General features: G+C 69.0%; 15 protein-coding genes. 7 read left to right on the forward strand and 8 right to left on the reverse strand.

Translation table 11 applies throughout. The features are described 5' to 3' along the window. Positions 1 to 60: 60 nt before the first annotated feature. The 7 genes from THESUDRAFT_RS03180 to THESUDRAFT_RS03210 all read right to left on the reverse strand — a co-directional run bounded on the left by THESUDRAFT_RS03180 (position 61) and on the right by THESUDRAFT_RS03210 (position 8014). Positions 61 to 1269 carry an acyl-CoA dehydrogenase family protein gene (locus THESUDRAFT_RS03180; protein WP_006903277.1) on the reverse strand — a complete coding sequence of 403 codons (1209 nt, stop codon included), beginning with the start codon at positions 1267 to 1269 and terminating at the stop codon, positions 61 to 63. A 172-nt stretch (positions 1270 to 1441) separates the two neighbouring features. After that, complete coding sequence (locus THESUDRAFT_RS03185) at positions 1442 to 1825, reverse strand: AtuA-related protein (RefSeq protein WP_006903278.1); 384 nt, start codon at positions 1823 to 1825, stop codon at positions 1442 to 1444. Between the two features lie 164 nt (positions 1826 to 1989). Beyond that, on the reverse strand, positions 1990 to 3381 hold the full coding sequence (locus THESUDRAFT_RS03190; protein ID WP_006903279.1) for an acyclic terpene utilization AtuA family protein: 1392 nt from the start codon (positions 3379 to 3381) through the stop codon (positions 1990 to 1992). Positions 3382 to 3592: 211 nt separating this feature from the next. Next, the gene (locus THESUDRAFT_RS03195; RefSeq protein ID WP_051009236.1) at positions 3593 to 4414 is read right to left on the reverse strand and encodes an enoyl-CoA hydratase/isomerase family protein; all 822 of its coding nucleotides are present in this window, start codon (positions 4412 to 4414) and stop codon (positions 3593 to 3595) included. Between the two features lie 264 nt (positions 4415 to 4678). Beyond that, positions 4679 to 6382 (reverse strand): long-chain-fatty-acid--CoA ligase, encoded by a 1704-nt coding sequence (locus THESUDRAFT_RS03200; protein WP_006903281.1) that lies wholly within the window; start codon positions 6380 to 6382, stop codon positions 4679 to 4681. An 83-nt stretch (positions 6383 to 6465) separates the two neighbouring features. Then, complete coding sequence (gene msrA, locus THESUDRAFT_RS03205) at positions 6466 to 7092, reverse strand: peptide-methionine (S)-S-oxide reductase MsrA (RefSeq protein ID WP_006903282.1); 627 nt, start codon at positions 7090 to 7092, stop codon at positions 6466 to 6468. A 103-nt stretch (positions 7093 to 7195) separates the two neighbouring features. Then, on the reverse strand, positions 7196 to 8014 hold the full coding sequence (locus tag THESUDRAFT_RS03210) for an SDR family oxidoreductase (protein ID WP_006903283.1): 819 nt from the start codon (positions 8012 to 8014) through the stop codon (positions 7196 to 7198). Between the two features lie 321 nt (positions 8015 to 8335). Between THESUDRAFT_RS03210 and THESUDRAFT_RS03215 the strand changes: the two genes are divergently transcribed. The 6 genes from THESUDRAFT_RS03215 (at position 8336) to THESUDRAFT_RS03240 (ending at position 14872) form a co-directional block, all read left to right on the forward strand. Next, positions 8336 to 10132, forward strand: coding sequence for a GmrSD restriction endonuclease domain-containing protein (locus THESUDRAFT_RS03215; protein ID WP_006903284.1), 1797 nt, complete (start codon positions 8336 to 8338; stop codon positions 10130 to 10132). Between the two features lie 143 nt (positions 10133 to 10275). Then, complete coding sequence (locus THESUDRAFT_RS03220; protein WP_040826220.1) at positions 10276 to 10458, forward strand: nuclear transport factor 2 family protein; 183 nt, start codon at positions 10276 to 10278, stop codon at positions 10456 to 10458. Between the two features lie 132 nt (positions 10459 to 10590). Continuing rightward, entirely contained in the window at positions 10591 to 11859 is a 1269-nt protein-coding gene (tnpB, locus tag THESUDRAFT_RS03225) for an IS607 family element RNA-guided endonuclease TnpB (protein ID WP_006903285.1), read from the forward strand. A gap of 42 nt (positions 11860 to 11901) precedes the next feature. Then, complete coding sequence (locus THESUDRAFT_RS03230) at positions 11902 to 12111, forward strand: nuclear transport factor 2 family protein (protein WP_083855329.1); 210 nt, start codon at positions 11902 to 11904, stop codon at positions 12109 to 12111. A gap of 135 nt (positions 12112 to 12246) precedes the next feature. Next, positions 12247 to 13365, forward strand: a complete 1119-nt coding sequence (locus THESUDRAFT_RS03235; RefSeq protein WP_006903286.1) for a tryptophanase — start codon at positions 12247 to 12249, stop codon at positions 13363 to 13365. Positions 13366 to 13489: 124 nt separating this feature from the next. After that, positions 13490 to 14872 (forward strand): short-chain fatty acid transporter, encoded by a 1383-nt coding sequence (locus tag THESUDRAFT_RS03240; RefSeq protein ID WP_242823221.1) that lies wholly within the window; start codon positions 13490 to 13492, stop codon positions 14870 to 14872. 195 nt (positions 14873 to 15067) lie between these two features. Here THESUDRAFT_RS03240 and THESUDRAFT_RS03245 read toward each other — a convergent pair whose 3' ends face one another. Continuing rightward, positions 15068 to 15535: a universal stress protein gene (locus THESUDRAFT_RS03245; RefSeq protein WP_006903288.1), complete on the reverse strand. Its 468-nt coding sequence runs from the start codon at positions 15533 to 15535 to the stop codon at positions 15068 to 15070. Between the two features lie 173 nt (positions 15536 to 15708). On the opposite strand from THESUDRAFT_RS03245, the gene THESUDRAFT_RS03250 reads away from it, so the two are divergent. Then, the gene (locus tag THESUDRAFT_RS03250) at positions 15709 to 17586 is read left to right on the forward strand and encodes a spore germination protein (protein WP_006903289.1); all 1878 of its coding nucleotides are present in this window, start codon (positions 15709 to 15711) and stop codon (positions 17584 to 17586) included. The last annotated feature ends 53 nt before the right edge of the window (positions 17587 to 17639 follow it).

Below are 17639 nucleotides of genomic sequence, written 5' to 3' on the forward strand. Positions count from 1 at the left end.
GTTCGACACGCCCGCCTCGGCACAGCCGCCCCCGGCATAGCCGCTTCCGACGCAGCCGCCTCAATACGAGCGCGGCAGCTCCAGCTCGTGCTCGGCGATGAAGTTGAGCACCATCTCGTTGTTGATGGGTGCCGTCCGCAGCAGCCGCGCCGAGGTCCACAGGTGGATCAGCTGGTTCTCCCTGACGAACCCCTGCCCGCCGAAGGTCTGGATGGCCCGGTCGACGGCCTCGATGGCCGTCTCCGACGCCAGGTACTTGGCCATGTTGGCCCAGGTGCCCACCCGCTCCGGCGAGACCTGCCGGTCGAAGGCCTGGGCGGCCCTGTAGGTGAGCAGCCTGGCCGCCTCCTGCATCACCCGGATCCGCGCCAGGGGGTGCTGGACCGCCTGGTACGAGCCGATGGGCCGGTCGCCGAACACCTTGCGCTGGCGAGCATACTCGGCAGCCCGCCGCAGCACGTGCTCGGCCAGCCCGACGCCCGTGGCGGCGGCCAGGATGCGCTCGGGATTCAGGGCGGAGAACAGCACCTGGGCGCCCATGTGCTCGGCGCCGATCAGGTGGTCGGCGGGCACCTCCACGTCGTCGAACACCAGGCGGAACTGGCGGTAGCCCTCGATCCCGGCGGTGTTCATGGGATACAGGTGCAGGCCGGGGGCGCGGCGGTCCACCAGGAACAGGCCCAGGCCGTAGGTCCGGGGCAGGCCCTGTTCCTTCAGGACGGCATAGGGGATGGTCCGGGCCACCACCAGGATCATGTCGGCCACGTCGGCCCCGGTGATCCAGCCCTTTTCGCCCCGCAGCCGGTAGACCCCGCCCTCCTTGCGGGCCTCGGTCTTCATGCGGAAGCTGTTGGTGCCGCTCTCGGGCTCGGTGATGGCAAAGGCCAGCTTGAGGGTGCCGTCGGCGATGCGGGGCAGCCACCGCTGCTTCTGTTCCTCGCTGCCCCCGCGGAGGATGGCGGTGGTGTCCATGCTGGTGACGACCACCAGGGCGTTGCCGTAGCCGGCGCTGGCCAGTTCTTCCATCACCAGCGCCATGGCGAGCAGGCCCAGGCCGGTGCCGCCGTACTCCTCGGGGATCAGCAGGCCCAGCAGGCCCGCCTCGGCCATCTGCTCCCACATGGCCTCGGGGAAGCGCTGCTCCTCGAAGATCTGGCGGAGGAACTCGCTGCGCTGGGGTTCGAGGCGCCGGATCAGGTCGCGGGTGATCTCCACCACCTGGCGGTACTCGTCCCCCAGATCCAGCAGGTTGAGATGGGTTGCCTGCACCCCGGGTGCCTCCTTTCGTGTCGATCGGGTTCGTGCGCGGGATTCCCCGCGGGTTCCGCAGGGGGACGCCGCGGGAGACGGCCGGGCGAGACGCCCGGACATGCCGGCCCGGCGAGCCGGCCCTACAAGACGGCCCTGCGGGGCCACCGGGCGGCACGGCCGCCCTGGCCGGCTATTCCCCGGGTGCCTGCAGGACCGCCCGCGGCGGGCGCATGAAGGGGGTAGCCGCCAGCACCTCGTCGGGAACCTCCACGGTCATCCGCAGCATGGCGGCGGCCAGGGACTTGCCCTGGGCATCGAGGCGCAGGGAGGCCGGCCCGCCGCCCCCCAGGGCGTTGCGCAGGACGATCTTGATACCCCGCACCCGGGGCAGGGGGTAGACTTCGGCCGGTCCCCGGGCCAGACCCCGGAAGTGCTCCAGCACCGCCGCCGGTGTCAGTTGCTCTTCCAGCGCCCTGTAGAACCCGTCATTGGGGGCGAACACCGTCAGGTCAAGGGTGTCGCCCTTGTCCCCCGAGCGGACCTGGCAGTAGCCCCTTAGGGCGACCCGTGCCATGCAAACCCCTCCTTCACCGTCCCGCCCCGTTCTTCCCGGGAGTGGCTCGGCCGCCGAGGACACCGGCTCGCCGAAGTCCCCGGCTCGCCGGACCGACCCGCGGCGCGCTGCCGCGGCCCCTCCTCCGGGGCGGCGGGCCCGCCCGCACCGCCAGGGAAGCCGGTCTACCCCGCCCTCTCCAGGGCATCCAGCCCCAGCACCTCGACCCGCACGGCCTGTTCGACCCACTCGCGGGGAACGGTGGTGGACCAGATGCCCAGCAGCTGGCGGGAGCGACCCAGGCCCGGCAACGCGCCGCCGATGTACGGGGGCCCGTTGAGGGCCAGGGGCGGGAAGAGCCGGGCCAGCCGCTCGGCCTCCTCCCGGGTCCGGGTCCGGATGGCGAAGCGCAGGTAGACCTCGTTGGGCTCGTCGGGGATGGGGGCCAGCGGGCCGTGGAGGGCGTTGACCCCCAGATACTCCACATGGATCGCTTCGGGGTTCAGCCCTGCCCGGGCCATCTGCCGCCGGATGATCCGCTCCGCCGCCTGGGCCTTTTCCAGGGCGTCGGGCCAGGAGTAGCCGATCACCGCCTGGCCGAGCCAGCCGTCGTCATAGCCGGCGGTGACCTTCAGGACCTCGGGCCGGGGACCGCCCCGGATCCCGCTGACCCTGACCCGGTCTGGGCCTTCCTGGACCAGCTCGATCTGGGAGAAGTCGGCGGTGACGTCCGGGTTCACGTAGCGGGCCGGGTCGTGGACCTCGTAATAGAGCTGCTCCTTCACCGTGTCGGGGGTCACCAGGCCGCCCGTCCCGTCCGGCTTGGTGATGACCAGCCCGCCGCCTTCATCGACCTCGGCGATGGGGTAGCCGATGCGATCCATGTCGGGGACTTCCCACCAGGGGCCGCTGAAGTTGCCGCCCGTGGCCTGGGCCGAGCATTCGCTGATGTGCCCGGCCACCACCCCCACGGCCAGGCGGTCCCAGTCGTCCCACCGCCAGCCGAACTCGTAGACCAGCGGGGCGAGGAACAGGGAGGCGTCGGCCACCCGTCCCGTGATCACCACGTGGGCACCGGTGGCCAGGGCGCGGACCACCGGTTCGGCCCCCAGGTAGGCGCTGGCGAAGAGCAGCCGCGGCCGGACCTCTTCATACGGCGGGCCGCCGTCCAGCGGTTCCAGGGGTGCCCCTTCTTGCCGGAACAGGTCCAGGCGGTCCAGGACGTCATCGCCCGTGACCACCGCCACCTTGAGGTCGTGCAAGCCCAGGCGGGCCGCCACCTGCAGGACCTCGCGGGCCGCGCCGTAGGGATTCAGCCCGCCGGCGTTGCTGATCAGCCGCACGCCCCGGGCCATGGCCGCCGGCAGCACCGCCTGGCACAGGAGCCCGATGTCGCGGGTGTAGCCGGCGCCGGGGTCGCGCTGCCGGTCCTTGTGCAGGATGGCCATGGTCAGCTCGGCCAGGTGGTCGCAGCAGAGGTACTGGATGTCGCCTACTCGCACGGCGTCCGCCGCGGCAAAGGGGAGGTCGCCGTAAAAACCCAGCCCCGCGCCGATGCGGACGGTCCTGGCTGCCATACCTCATCACCTCCGGGGGAAGAACCCTGCCCCTCGGGTCCCACCGCTGCTTGCCGCTCCCCGGGCGGCGAGGCCGGCCGCCGGCCGGCCGTCGATCGAACCGGCCCTGGCGGGAAGGCCCGGCGAGAGCCCCGGGACCGGTGGCGGTGCCGGCCGGATCCCGATTCCCGACCAACCGGTTGGTCGGTGCCGCCCACAGGAAAACCGCGCCTCAGCGGTGGGTCCACTGCGGCGCCCGCCGCTCGAGGAAGGCCGTGGCACCTTCCTTGAGGTCGGCGCTGAGGAAGGTGCTCACCCTCAGGCTGTTGGCGAAGTCGATGGCCGCCGGGGCCGGCAGGCTCAGGGCAGCCGCGTAAGCCCTGAGGCCGGCGCCAATGGCGGCCCCGCTGCGGCCCGCCAGCTCGGTGGCCACGGCCCGGGCCCGCTGGAGGACCTGGCCCCGGGCCACCACCTCCGTCACCAGGCCGAGGGCGCGGGCTTCCTGGGCACCGATCCGCCGGCCGGAAAGGCCCAGGGCCAGGGCCTGGCGCGGGCCCATGACCTGCATCATCAGGGGCAGGATCACCAGGGGGAAGAGGCCCAGCTGGATCTCCGGCGTGGCAAAGACCGCATCGTCGGCGGCCACCACCCAGTGGCAGAGGCACACGAGGCCCAGCCCGCCCCCCATGGCTGCCCCCTGCACGGCGCCGATCAGCGGCTTGGTCAGCCACTGCCCGGCCTTGAAGAGCTCGGTCGACCGCTCACCCTGCTCCAGCACCTGGGGTCCGGTCAGCCGGTCGAGCCCGGCAAACTCGCGGATGTCCCCCCCGGCGCAGAAGGCCTGGCCCGCTCCGGTCAGGACCAGCGCCCGTACCTGGGGGTCCCGGCACCCCCGCCGCAGGGCCGCGATCAGAGCCTCCGCCATGGCGGTGGAGAGCGGGTTCCTTCGTTCCGGGTCGTTGAGGGTGATGATGGCCACGGGGCCGTCGGTCTCGTACAGAACCAGCTGGTCTTGTAGCCGGGCCTCCCCATGCACCCCGTCCTCTCCCTGCATTGCGGCCACAAGCCACCACCTCCTGCCAAGCCTGGCAATGGGGTCGCCCTCTGGTCGCCATCTGATTTCCCAGCTCCCAACGGCATTCCCCGGGGCATCTCCAGGCTCAACTTCCGGCCTGGGCCCCAGGCCCAACCCCCGCCTAGGCCCATCCGTCCATGCCCATCCGTCCATGCTCATCCGGCAAGCACCCGAAGCACCGCCCCCACGCTCGCCGGAGGGCGCCGGCCGCCCGGCCCGCCCCCGGGCAGCGGGTGGCGGCCCCTAGCCCTGGTAGAGGTCCCGGTGCTGCTGGCGCAGCACGTGCTTCTGGATCTTGCCGGTACCCGTCCGCGGGAACTCGGTGGCGAAGACCACCCGCTTGGGCACCTTGAACCCCGCCAGCCGTTCCCGGCAGTGGGCGATCAACTCCTCCTCGGTGGCTTGGCTCCCGGGCTTCAGGAGGACGAAGGCGGTCACCGCCTCGCCCCAGCGGTCGTGGGGCAGCCCGACCACGGCGCACTCGGCCACCGCCGGGTGGGCCAGAAGGGCCCGTTCGACCTCGATGGACGCCACGTTCTCGCCGCCGGTCTTGACCATGTCCTTCTTGCGGTCCGTGAACCACACGACGCCTTCCTCGTCCATCCAGCCCACGTCGCCGCTGTGGAACCAGCCGTGGCGGAAGGCTTCGGCGGTGGCCTCGGGGTTGTTCCAGTAGGCCGTCATGCACTGGGGCCCGCGGTAGACGATCTCCCCCACCTGGCCCCGGGGAAGGAGCCGGCCCTGGTCGTCCATGATGCGCACGTCGGTCATCACCGTGGGCAGGCCCCAGGAGGCGGGCTTGGTGTGCTGGTGGTGGGGGCGCTGGAAGACCGTGGGCGGGGTGAACTCCGTCTGGCCGGACCCCAGCACCACGTCGGCGTTGGGGAAGAGGGCCTGGATCTCGGCGATGCGCTCGGGCGCCATGGGAGCCATGGCATAGAGGCAGCGGCGCACGGAGGAGAAGTCCCGCTCCCGCACGCCCGGCTGCTGCAGCAGTTCCTGCCACATCATGGGCAAAAGGAGCACGTGGGTCACGCGGTGCCGCTCGAGGGCGTCCATCACGTCCCGGACGTCGTACTTGCGGAGGAACACGGCCGTGGCGCCCACCAGCAGGGCCGGCAGCAACAGGGCGTTGAGGGCGGCGCAGTGGAAGATGGGTAGCACCAGCAGCAGGACGTCGTCGGGATCGGACTTGTTCGCCACCGCCGACGCGAGGGCGGTGATGGTGACCGCCAGGTGGCTCGTCAGCACGCCCTTGGGCAGGGAGGTGGTGCCGGAGGTGTAAAGGCACTGCACCGTGTCCCGGTCGGCGATGAAAACCTCCAGCTCCGCATCGTCCGGGTCAAGGCCGGCCCGGGGGCCGCCCCCGCCCGGTGGCCCACCGCCGGGGGAGCTGGCCTGTGCCGGCGGTCCGGCCAGCAGGCGGTCGAAGGCCAGGAACTGGACATGGCCGGCCGTGAACTCGGTGGCCGGGTCGACCTCCGTCAGGTAGACCCGCTGGATGGCGGGCAGGCGGCTTGCCGCGGCTTCCAGGGCCGTCCGGAAGATCCCCTCGGCCACCACCACCCGGGCCCCGGCGTCGTGCAGGACGTAGCCGATTTCCTCGGGCCGTAGGCCCAGGTTGACGGGCATGGCGATCAGGCCCGCTTTGGCGCAGGCGAAGTAGGTCACCACGAACTGCCAGGTGTTGCGGGCCATGATGGCTACCTTGTCCTGGTGCCCCAGGCCCAGGCCGAGCAAGGCCCGGCCCACCCGGTTGGCGTAGCGGTTCAGCTCGGCGTAGGTCAGGGTTCGCCCGCCATGGATGTCGACGATGGCCGTCTTGCCGGGATACCGCTGGGCCGTGCGGGTCAGGATGTCGCCGGCGCAGACCCGCTGGATGAGGTTCAGGGCAAGGTCAAGGGACGGAGCGTCCCCCTCCCGCACCCGTGACGCCGTCCCCCCCATGGACGGTCACCCTCAGAAAGGTGTTGGAGAGGGGCATTCGGCGGGAAGGGGATAACTCCTGCCGCAACCACGAACCGGGTGCCTCAACCGGACGCCTTCAGGCGCCGGGCGAACGCCTTGCGGAACTTTTGCACCTTGGGGTCGATCACCACCCGGCAGTAGGGGTAGCCGGGGTTCTTGCGGTAGAACCGGCGGTGGTAGTCCTCGGCCGGGTAGAACGCCTCGAAGGGCACCACCTGGGTGACGATGGGGTCCTGCCACCGGCCGCTGGCCTCCAGCTCCCGGATCACCGCCTCGGCCGTAGCCTTCTGCTCCGGCGAGTGGTACAGGATGATGGACCGGTACTGGGGACCCACATCGTGGCCCTGGCGGTTGGGGGTGGTGGGATCGTGAACGGAGAAGAACACCTCCAGGAGATCCCGGTAGGAGATGAGCTGCGGGTCAAAGGTCACCTGGACCACCTCGGCATGGCCCGTGGTCCCGCTGCAGACCTGCTCGTAGGTGGGGTTGGGAACGTGGCCGCCGGCGTAGCCGGGTTCGACCCGCACCACGCCCTCCAGCTCTTCGAAGATGGGCTCAAGACACCAGAAGCAGCCGCCTCCCAGGGTGGCCGTCTCCAGGTGCCGGGTACCGGGTCGCTGGTCTTCCCGGGCCCCGGTCCCGGCGGTGGCCGAGCCCGGCTTGGTGGCGGGATCGTGCCATTCGGCCAAGGGTATCCCCTCCTGTCAAGGGCTCCTCATGCCTGTCGAACCTGCCGAATTCCCTGTCCAAGACTCTCCGTTAAGGGCGCCTGAACAGCGGTCCGGCCCGCGCCTACAGGGCGACCACCAGGCCGCCGTCGGCGGCAACCTGCTGGCCGGTGACGTAGCTGTTGCGCGGTGAGAGGAGGAAAGCCACCACCTCGGCGATTTCCTCCGGCTGGGCCAGGCGCCGGAGCGGGATGCGGGCGGCCGCCCCGGCGGCCACCTGCTCCGGTGTGGTGCCCTGGCGGGCGGCGTGGGCCGCGTTCCACTCGCGCAGGCTTTCGGTCAAGGTGTAGCCCGGGGCGACCATGTTGATCAGGATGCCCGAGGGCGCCAGCTCTAGGGCCGCCGTCTTCAGCGCGTTGACCAGGCAGGCCCGCAGGGCGTTGGACAGGCTGCTGCCGGGGCCGGGCTGCTTGACGGTGAAGGAGGTGATGGCCACCACCCGGCCGCCGCCGCTGCGCTCGAAGAGGGGCACCACGCGGCGCAGGAGGCGCAGGGGGGCCTGAACCAGAAGCCGGAACGCCCGGTCCCAGTCGTCATCGGCCAGCTCCACGAAGGGGCGGACGGCCGGGCCCGGCGTGTTGAGGAGCAGAGCATCCAGCCGCCCCAGCTCTCCGGCTGTTGAGGCCAGGCGTTCGGCCGTCTCCGGCAGGGCGAGGTCCCCGGCCACGGGTACCACCGTCGCCCCCTCCGCCTGTAGGCGCTCCGCCGCGGGCTCGGGCCGCCGGCTGGAGACGATGAGGGTATATCCGTCCCCGGCCAGGCGCCGGGCCACTGCAAACCCCATGCCCGACGAGGCGCCGGTCAGCAGCGCCACGGGCCGTCCGGGGGCGCCGAACCTGCCGGGTCCCCGGGGTGCGGGCTGGGGCGTAAGGTGAGCTGCCATGGAATCGTTCCCTCCTGCTCGCCTTTGGGTCCTATTCTCCCATTGAAGTGGCGAGCAGCGGGTTCCCCCCAACACCCTCGCCGCCACGCTACGTGCGAAGTTCCTGCGCCGGCTGGAGGAGGCGGCCCGCTAGGCGCCCGCCTTTCCGGCCTCGCTGGTCTCGACAGCTGGCAAACCCCGGCCTGTCCGGGCGGGGGTTTGTTGTTGCCCTTAAAAGGGGCGGTGTTGCCCCCCGGAGGACTTGATCGCCGGGTGGGGAATCCACCCAGCAGGTCGCAGGCATCCAGGGCGAATCCGGTGCTTCGGCAGGGAGGACTTCCTATGTCCACGCAACGCTACTCGGTGACCCCCCATCCCATCGAAACGCTACTGGCCTGGGTCAAGTCGGGAGAAATCGCCATCCCCGAGATCCAGCGGCCGTTTGTCTGGAATGCCACCAAGGTCCGCGACTTTCTGGATTCCCTCTACAGGGGCTATCCCGTGGGATACCTCATTGCCTGGAGGAATCCAAGCGTCCGTCTTAAGGACGGCACTCTCTCGGCCGGGAAGCGAATACTGATTGACGGCCAGCAAAGGGTGACGGCCCTTCGCGCTGCCCTGCTGGGGGAGGAGGTGCTGGATGAGAACTACGCGCGAAGGCGGATCCAAATCGCGTTCAACCCCAAGGAAGAACGGTTCGAAGTCCGAAACTCCGCCATCGCCCGGGACCCCTCCTGGATCGATGATATCAGCCGCCTCTTTGCGCCCGATGCTTATCTCGGAGATTTCGTGGATGACTACGTATCCAAGAATTTGGACATCGATCGCAAGCACGTAGGCCGGATCCTGGAGCGGCTCAAAAAGATCGTCAACAACCATATCGGCCTCATCGAACTGGCAGAGGATCTCGACATCGAGACCGTTACGGAAATCTTCATTCGGGTCAACTCGGCCGGCGTCGAACTGTCTCAGGCGGACTTCGCGATGTCCAAAATTGCTGTCAACGAAGCCTATGGTGGGCACCTTCTGCGGAAGGCCATTGATTACTTTTGTCACCTGGCCCGGAATCCCGAGTTTTACCTGCATATTGAGAAAAATGACGCTGAGTTTACCCGAACAGAATTCTGGTCCAAAATGAGGTGGCTCAAAGATTTCAATGATGATCTCTATGACCCGGATTACACGGATATGCTGAGGGTGGCATTTACGTCGCAGTTTGGTCGGGGACGTTTGCAGGACTTGGTTGCTCTCCTGTCGGGGCGGAATTTCGAGACGCGACAATATGAGGAAACTATTGTTGAAATATCATTCACTAGGCTGAAAGATGGAATCCACGCTTTCATCAATGAAACTCACTTCAAGCGATTCATGATGATCCTTCGCTCTGCAGGATTCATTACTAGCAGCTTGATTACTAGTCATAATGCAGTGAACTTTGCTTATATTCTATATCTGCGTGGAAGATCAGAAGGAATTGCCGCGGATGAATTGGAGCATATAGTCCGTCGATGGTATGTTATGTCTATTTTAACCGGACGTTACACAACCCACCCCGAAACGGCTTTTGACCTCGACATCCGTCAGATTGAGAGCCACGGCATTGCCCGTTACACGGAAGCTGTCCTTTCCAGTGAGCTTTCCGACAGCTTTTGGACCAATCTTTTGCCACAACTAATGGAGACATCGTCAGTCCAAAGTCCATACTTTGTTGCGTTTAAAGCAGCCCAGGTGTCGCTCGGCGACAGGGGATTCCTTTCATCCAATATAAGGGTTCGCGATCTACTTCTTAACCAGGGCGACCACCACCACATATTTCCCAGGAAGTACCTTCAGCGGCTTGGAATGAGTAGGGGCCGCTACAACCAGATTGCCAACTTTGTGGTCACCCAAAGTGAAATCAACATTGCCATTGGTGATACGCCACCCGATGTTTACTTCAAGGAGCTTTGGGCTCAGGTGAACGGCGGTCCTAAGAAGTATGGAGGAATTACCGATCGTGAGGACTTGAAGCATAACCTGGAGGAGAATTGCATTCCGTTGTCCGTGCTTGAAGGTAACGTACCCGATTATGATGTCTTCCTAGCGGAACGGCGGCGTCTCATGGCCCTTCGAATCAAGCGGTGGTATGAGCAACTGTAGGGTCGTGAGGGATCGGGGTACGGCTCAGATCAACGGGATGGTCAAATGGTAGGCTATCGCCGCACCGGATGCCAGCCTTGACCCTTGCCCGGATTGCCGCGGACCGGCTGCCGGGGGATGCGCAGCGGGGAGGAGGGGCTACAATGGGCGAGCGCTTGCGGGATGTGGTCGCAAGCTACTACCAGCGGGTCGACGCCGGGGATCTGGAGGGCTTGCTGGGGCTGTTCCATCCGGAGGTCCGCTACGAGCGGGGCGGTCGGGACCCCGTTGAGGGGATCGACGCCCTGCGCCGCTTCTTCGAGGGGGAGCGGGCTGAGAACAGCTAATGCGTTTCTTATCATTTCTCGCCCAACGTCATCAAATCTTCGCATCTCCTCCCTCCGCTCCTCGGCCGCACTCTTTGACACGGAACATATGTTCTGGTATGCTGTCCTTGGATGATTTTGGGGGGCCTGCCCGTGCGTGTGTTGCAGGCGTACCGTTTCGCCCTCGACCCCACACCCCGCCAGGAACGGGCGCTGGCCTCCCACGTGGGCGCCCGCCGCTTCGCCTTCAACTGGGGTCTGGCTCTGGTGAAGGAGCGCCTGGAAGCCCGCGACCGGAGCGAGGATGTGGAGGTGCCGTGGACCCTTCCCGCCCTGCGGCGGGAGTGGAACCGGCAAAAGCACCTCGTCGCCCCTTGGTGGCGGGAGAACTCGAAGGAAGCCTACTCCTCGGGGCTGGACGGGCTGGCCCGGGCCCTGCAGAACTGGTCCAAAAGCCGCAAGGGTGAACGCAAGGGGCGCCGGGTGGGGTTCCCCCGGTTCCGGAAGAAGGGCCGAGGGCGGGAGTCGGTGCGGTTCACCACCGGCGCGATCCGGGTGGACGACCAAAGCCACGTCGTCCTGCCCCGGATCGGGCGGGTGAAGACCCACGAGCCGGCCACGGCCCTGCTCCGGCGCATCGAAGCGGGAACGGCCCGCATCCTGTCCGCCACGGTCGCCCGAGAAGGGGGCCGGTGGTTCGTCAGCTTCACCTGCGAGGTGGAGCGGCCGCCGGGCCGGCCCCGGTTCCCCTGGCGGGTGGTGGGCGTGGACGCGGGGGTGAAGCACCTGGCGGTCCTTTCGACGGGCGAGAAGTGGCCGAACCCCCGGTCCCTTGAAAAAGCGCTCCGAAAGATCGCCCGAACGAGCCGCGCCCTGGCCCGCCGCCAGAAGGGCAGCCGGGGGTGGCAAAAGGCCCGCCGCCGGCTGGCCCGGCTCCATGCGCGGGCCCGGAATATCCGCCAAGATGCCCTTCACAAGCTGACACACCACCTCGCGAGCACCTACGGCGTGGTGGTGGTTGAACAACTGCACGTGGCGGGCATGCTGAAGAACCGGCGGCTGGCCCGGGTGCTGGCCGATGCGGCCCTGGCGGAGATCCGCCGCCAGCTCAGGTATAAGTGTCCCTGGCACGGGGCGGTTCTGGTCGAAGCGCCGCCCTTCGATCCCAGCAGCAAGCGTTGCTCGCGGTGCGGTGCGGTCAAGCCATCGCTACCGCTTTCGCAGCGCGTTTTCCGCTGTGAGGAATGCGGGCTCGTGCTCGACCGGGACGAAAACGCGGCCCGCAATCTCGCGGCCCTGGTGGCCGCCGTCGCCGGGAGTGGTCCGGAGACGGAAAACGCCCGTGGACGGGATGGAAGGCCTGCCGCAAGGCAGGCGATCCCGAAGGAAGCGGGAAGCCGGCACCGGCGCATGGCCGGGTAAGACCGGCACCGCCGATCCGCAAGGATCGGCTGCCCGAAACAGATGACGATGTTTCAGGTAACGGTCATCCAGGAAGGCCGCCACCAGCTGGACGCCATCCTGGTCGAGGGCGAGCAGGTGGCGGTCCGGGGCGTGTTCCGGGGTGTCCTCAAGACGGGGGAAGAAGTGACCGTCCGGTTTGCCGACTTCCATCATTTCCGCGACGGCTTGATCTGGCGCCGTTACAGCTACTTCATGGATCGCTTCGTGTAGGCACGCGACCCGGGACTGAGGCGCCGCGAACCAACGGCACCGGCAGGAGGGGAAGCCGCAGGGACCCCTCCGGAGACGGCCATCAAGGGGGCGGGCCAGTGAGCGAATCGGCGGAGGCAGACTTCGTCCCCCGGGGTGAACCCCTACGTCCTTCCGGTGCACCAGGGCCGCGGAGCCGAGCAGGTGGTGCTGCCGGAGCTCATCGGGCGGCGGGGCCGGTTCGTCCTGAGCAACATGCTGTTCGACACCACCCGGGCTCACGTGCAGCTGGCCGGTGGCCGGCCGGTGGAGCTGGTGGCGCCGGAGGCCATGGACACCCGGACCCCCCATCCGTTCAAGGGCAACATGGACGTGGCCCGGCTGGAGGAGTTCCTGAACCGCCATCCGCCCGAAGACGTGGCATGCATCATCCTCACCGTGACCAACAACTCCGCCGGCGGCCAGCCCGTGTCCATGGCCAACATTCGCGCCGTGGCCGCCCTGGCCCGCCGTCACGGCATTCCCTTGCTCTTCGACGCCGCTCGCTACACCGAAAACTGCTGGTTCGTCCGGGAGCGGGAGCCAGGCTACGCCGGCCGGGACCCCCGGGACATCGCCCGGGAGATGTTCGCCCTGGGCGACGGCATGTTGATGAGCGCCAAGAAGGATGGGCTCGTCAACATCGGGGGTGTGGCCGCCTTCAAGGACGAGGAGCTGTACCGCCGGGCGGCGGCGCGCCTGGTGCCCTACGAGGGCTTTCTCACCTATGGCGGCATGGCGGGGCGGGACATGGAGGCTCTGGCCGTGGGGCTCGGGGAGGCGCTGGACCCGGCCTACCTGGCGTACCGGGTGGGCCAGGTGGAGTACCTGGGGCGGCTCCTGCGGGAGGCCGGGGTCCCGATCCAGTGGCCCACCGGGGGCCATGGGGTGTTCGTCGACGCACGGCAGTTCCTCCCCCACATCCCGCCGGAACGGTTCCCCGGCCACGCCCTGGCGCTGGAAGCCTACCTGGAAGGCGGAGTGCGGGGTGTGGAGGTGGGCTCGCTGATGATGGGGCGGGATCCGGCCACAGGCCGGCAGCTCCCGTCCCCCTTCGAGTTCTACCGGCTGGCGGTGCCTCGCCGGGTCTACACCCACCGCCACCTGGAGGATGTGGCGGAGGTGGTGGTGCGGGTCTTCCGGCGGCGGGAGCAAGTGCGCGGCGTGCGGTTCGTGGACGAACCGGCCGTACTGCGCCACTTCACCGCCCGGTTCGACTGGTGCGAGGCGGGATGAGCCCGGCCGCAGGGCGCAGGGCGGCGCGACGGCCTCCAGGCAGGAACGCCGCGAGTTCGAGCCGAATGGCAATGCCATTCGCGCTGTGGGATGCCGGTGGGCTCATCTTCGTTCCCAACTGGGGGTGGGATGCTTGCAGCGGATCGGTGAGGCGCTCAGCCGGTTCACCCGCCGCTACCTTCCGGACTCGTTCATCTTTGCCATCCTGCTGACGCTGGTGGTCTACGTCATGGGCCTGGTCTTCACCGACCACGGGCCCTACCAGCTGGTGCTGGACTGGTACGGCGGCTTCTGGAACCTGCTGGCCTTCGGCATGCAGATGACGCTCATCCTGGTCACCGGGTACGCCCTGGCGAACACGCCCAGCGTGCGCAGGGGCCTGCAGCGCCTGGCGGACTGGCCCCGGTCGGCCGGCCAGGCGGTGGCCCTGGTGGCCTTCATGACCGGCCTGCTGGGCCTGATCAATTACGGGCTCAGCCTGGTGGCCGGGGCCTTGCTGGCCATCGAGGTGGGGCGGTCCTGCTCGCGGCGGGGGATCAAGGTGCACTTCCCCTTGCTGGTGGCGGCAGGCTACATCGGCCTGATGATCTGGCACAACGGGCTCTCCGGGTCCGCTCCGCTCACGGTCAACACACCGGGGCACTTCCTGGAGAAGCAGATGGGGCTGCTGCCCCTGACGGAAACCCTGTTCCGGCCCTTCAACGTGGTGGTGGCCCTGGTGCTGCTCTTCCTCTCGCCGTGGATCATGGCCCGCATGCACCCGTCCGATGGCGAGGTGGTAGAGATCCCGGCAGGGCTGGCCGGTGGAGCCGGGGAGGGGACCGCCGCGACGGCCGAGCCGCCCCTGGCGCCCGGCGCGGGACGCCCGGGCGTGGAAATCACACCGGCGGAGCGCCTTGAGCACAGCCGCATCCTGACGGGGCTGATCGTCCTGGCAGGCGTGGTCTACATCATCAGCGCCTTCGGCCAGAAGGGGCTTGCGGCCCTGGACATCAACATGGTGGTCTTCATCTTCCTGATCCTGGGCATGCTGCTGCACGGAACCCCCATCCGCTACGCCCAGGCCATCGCCGAGGGCGTGCGGTCGGCCAGCGGGGTGATCCTGCAGTTCCCCTTCTACGCGGGCATCATGGGCATCATGACGGGGTCGGGCTTGGTGGCCGTCATCGCCAACTGGTTCGTGGCGATCTCGACCCCCCTCACCTTCCCCTTCTGGATCTTCGTCAGCGCCGGCCTGGTCAACCTGGCCGTGCCGTCGGGAGGGGGCCAGTGGGCGGTCCAGGGGCCCATCGTGATCCAGGCGGCCCAGGCGCTCAACCTTGATCTGGGCAAGGCGGTCATGGCGGTGGCCTTCGGCGACGAGCTGACCAACATGATCCAGCCCTTCTGGGCGCTGCCGCTGCTCGGCATGACGGGCCTGCGGGCCGGCCAGATCCTGGGCTACACCGCGGTGGTCATGCTGGTGGCCTTCGCCGTCATGGCCCTGGGCCTGGTCTTCCTGCCCTGAGGGCCTGCCCGGGTCCCCCCTGACCGGCGCGGGGTTCCCCCCTGACCGGCGCGGGGTCAGGATCTTGGGACATGCCCTTCCTTACGCAAAGAGAGTACGCCCCACCGGGGCATCCCAGGCGCGACGCCCCCGGTCGCCCGGCCCTTGGGCCGCGGGCGGCCGGGGGCGACTTGCCGGAATCCCTCGCGGGATCCTTCATTCGTTCCTGGCCGGCTGCTCCTGCTGGATCACCAGCACGGGCAGGCGGGTGTGGCGAAGGACGTACTCGCTTACGCTGCCCAGCAGGACCTCCTGCAGTCGTCCCAGGCCTCGCCGGCCCACGACGATGAGCTGGTAGCCACCGGCCCGCGCATAGCGGCAGATCTCCTCGCCGGCGGCGCCCGTGGCCACGTCGACCTCCGCCCGGAAGCCGGCGGCGGCCAGTTCATCCCGCGCCGGTTCCAGGTCGCGCCGGGCGTTGGCCTCTCCCAGGACCAGCAAGTCGTCGCCCGCCGTCAGGGGCGGCGCCAGCGGGTTGGACAACGCGGGTGGAACCGGCGGCGCCAGGACCTGCAGGATGGTGGCCGTGGCGCCTCCGCCCTGGGGGAAGAGCTCTCGTACCGCCCGGGTAAGCCGGAGGGCGTCGCCGGCACCGTCGGCGGCGATGAGGATGCGTTGAATCATTGCACCCACCTCCTTCTTGCAACTTCATCGTCAACAAGCCACTTGAATTCCTGCTGAGTGCCCCGTGACGGGAACCTGAGGAAAGGGCCGGACCGGTGCGGCCCTGGGGCGGCATAGGTGCCGGTTCTGGCGGTGATCTTATCCAGGTGGGAAGGGTGGGAGGTGGTGGGTGCGTGAGCCGCAGCGTACGGCGGGTGGGGTGGGGGCCGGGGGACGGGGCCCGGCCGGCCGGCGGGCAAACCCGGGCCGGGGTGCAGCCGCCGGCCGGGGCGCCCGCCCGGCAGCCCGTCCACCCTGAGGCCGGGCTGAAAGGCGCCGCCGGGCGGCTGGATCGCCTCCACGCCCGGCTGCCGGCCTGGTCGACCACGCCTCCGGGAGGCCGGCCGCCCCTGGCGGAAACCCCTGCCACCCGGTTGCGCGAGCACCTGGAAGACTTCCTGGGCCGGATGGACCGCTGGGTCGCCGACCTGGCGCTGGAAGAAGCCGTACCGGCGGAGGTGCGGTCGCTGGAGGCGCTGGTGCGGGATGCCCTGGGCCACGCCGCCGACCTGGTGACCGTGCCCTTCCGGCGCCCGGGGGGCGCGGAACTGCTGGTCATGTACGTGGACGGCCTGGTGGGCGACACCCTGCTCAACCAGTTCATCCTCCGGCCGCTGCTGGAACGCCTGCCGGCTACCGCACCCCAGGTGGCCCGCTGGCTGGACCGGGGCCTGTTGCCCGGCGGCCGGGTTCGTCCCGTGACCCGACTGACAGAGGCGGTCGACGGGCTTCTGGACGGGTGTGCCCTGATCGCCGTCGACGCCGCGGGCGGACTCCCCGCCGCCGGTTCCGGGAGCGCACCGGCGGCCGGTGCCCCGGAACAGGGGGCGTCCGGTGCGGGCCCCGCGGCCACCCCGGACGGGCAGCGGGCCGGCGGGGTGACCACCGCGTGGCTGGTGGACGTCCAGGAGTTCGAGCACCGCGGTGTGGACGCCCCGGCCACGGAAGGGACCATCGGTGGCCCGCGGGAGGCCTTCGTCGAGGTCCTGCGGGTGAACACCGCGACCCTGCGCCGGCGGCTGCGCACACCCTACCTGCGCATCGAAGAGCTGGAGACGGGCCGCCTGAGCCGCACCCGGGCGGCCGTGGTCCATGTGGCGGGGCGGGCCGACCCGGGCACCGTGGCCCTGGTCCGCCGGCGCCTGGAAGCGGCGCCCTGGGACATGCTTTTCTCGGAGGAACAGGTGGAGGCCCTCTTGCAGGACCGGCCCCTCTCCCTCTTCCCCCAGACGCGGCTGACGGAGCGGCCCGACGTGGTGGCGGCGGGACTGATGGAGGGGCGGGTGGCCGTCCTGATCGACGGGACGCCCTTCGCGGTGGTGGTTCCCCTCCAGTTCTGGGACCTGCTCCAGTCGCCCGACGACTACTACCTGCGCTGGCCCTTCGCCAGCATCCTGAGGATGGTGCGGCTCATTGCCGTGCTGCTGATGACCGTGGGACTCCCGCTGTATGTGGCGGTCACCACGTACAACCAGGAGCTGATCCCCCGGGAGTTCCTCTTCTCCCTGGCGGCCTCCCGCGAGGCTTTGCCCTTTCCCACGGCCCTGGAGGCTGTCGGGCTGAGCTTCGTCTTTGACATCCTGCGCGAGGCCACCACCCGGCTGCCCCGCCAGGTTGGCGGCGCCCTGACCATCGTGGGGGGCCTGGTCATCGGGGATACGGCGGTGAGGGCAGGCATCGTCACCGCTCCGACCCTGATCCTCATCGGCGTCAGCGCCATGGCCGCCTTCGCCCTGCCCACCTTCGCAGCGGCCATTCCCTTCCGCGTTCTGCACTACGTGTTCCTGGGGGTGGCGACCGTGCTGGGGATGTACGGGCTGGTCACGGCGTTCCTCATCGTGCTGGCCCATATGGTGTCCCTGCGTTCGGTGGGCGTGCCCTACCTCACGCCCTATGCGCCGTACCGCCCCCAGGGCTGGGAGGATGCCCTGGTCCGCGCCCCCTGGGCGATGATGCGGGGCAAGCCGCCCCTGATCGGACGCGAGGGCGCGGGCGCCGGTGCAGGCCAGTGAGGGGGCGGGGGCGAGGCTTGGACGGCACGCTCAGAGAGGCAGGAGCCCGAGGC

The sequence above is a fragment of the Thermaerobacter subterraneus DSM 13965 genome (genome assembly GCF_000183545.2).
GTDB lineage: Bacteria > Bacillota > Sulfobacillia > Thermaerobacterales > Thermaerobacteraceae > Thermaerobacter > Thermaerobacter subterraneus.

Excerpts from the sequence above, each read along its gene's own strand:
- THESUDRAFT_RS03220 (WP_040826220.1), top strand. The coding sequence starts at position 10,276 with ATGGGCGAGCGCTTGCGGGATGTGGTCGCAAGCTACTACCAGCGGGTC.
- THESUDRAFT_RS03195 (WP_051009236.1), bottom strand. The coding sequence starts at position 4,414 with ATGCAGGGAGAGGACGGGGTGCATGGGGAGGCCCGGCTACAAGACCAG.
- THESUDRAFT_RS03245 (WP_006903288.1), bottom strand. The coding sequence starts at position 15,535 with ATGATTCAACGCATCCTCATCGCCGCCGACGGTGCCGGCGACGCCCTC.
- THESUDRAFT_RS03190 (WP_006903279.1), bottom strand. The coding sequence starts at position 3,381 with ATGGCAGCCAGGACCGTCCGCATCGGCGCGGGGCTGGGTTTTTACGGC.
- THESUDRAFT_RS03200 (WP_006903281.1), bottom strand. The coding sequence starts at position 6,382 with ATGGGGGGGACGGCGTCACGGGTGCGGGAGGGGGACGCTCCGTCCCTT.
- THESUDRAFT_RS03210 (WP_006903283.1), bottom strand. The coding sequence starts at position 8,014 with ATGGCAGCTCACCTTACGCCCCAGCCCGCACCCCGGGGACCCGGCAGG.
- THESUDRAFT_RS03215 (WP_006903284.1), top strand. The coding sequence starts at position 8,336 with ATGTCCACGCAACGCTACTCGGTGACCCCCCATCCCATCGAAACGCTA.
- THESUDRAFT_RS03230 (WP_083855329.1), top strand. The coding sequence starts at position 11,902 with ATGACGATGTTTCAGGTAACGGTCATCCAGGAAGGCCGCCACCAGCTG.
- THESUDRAFT_RS03185 (WP_006903278.1), bottom strand. The coding sequence starts at position 1,825 with ATGGCACGGGTCGCCCTAAGGGGCTACTGCCAGGTCCGCTCGGGGGAC.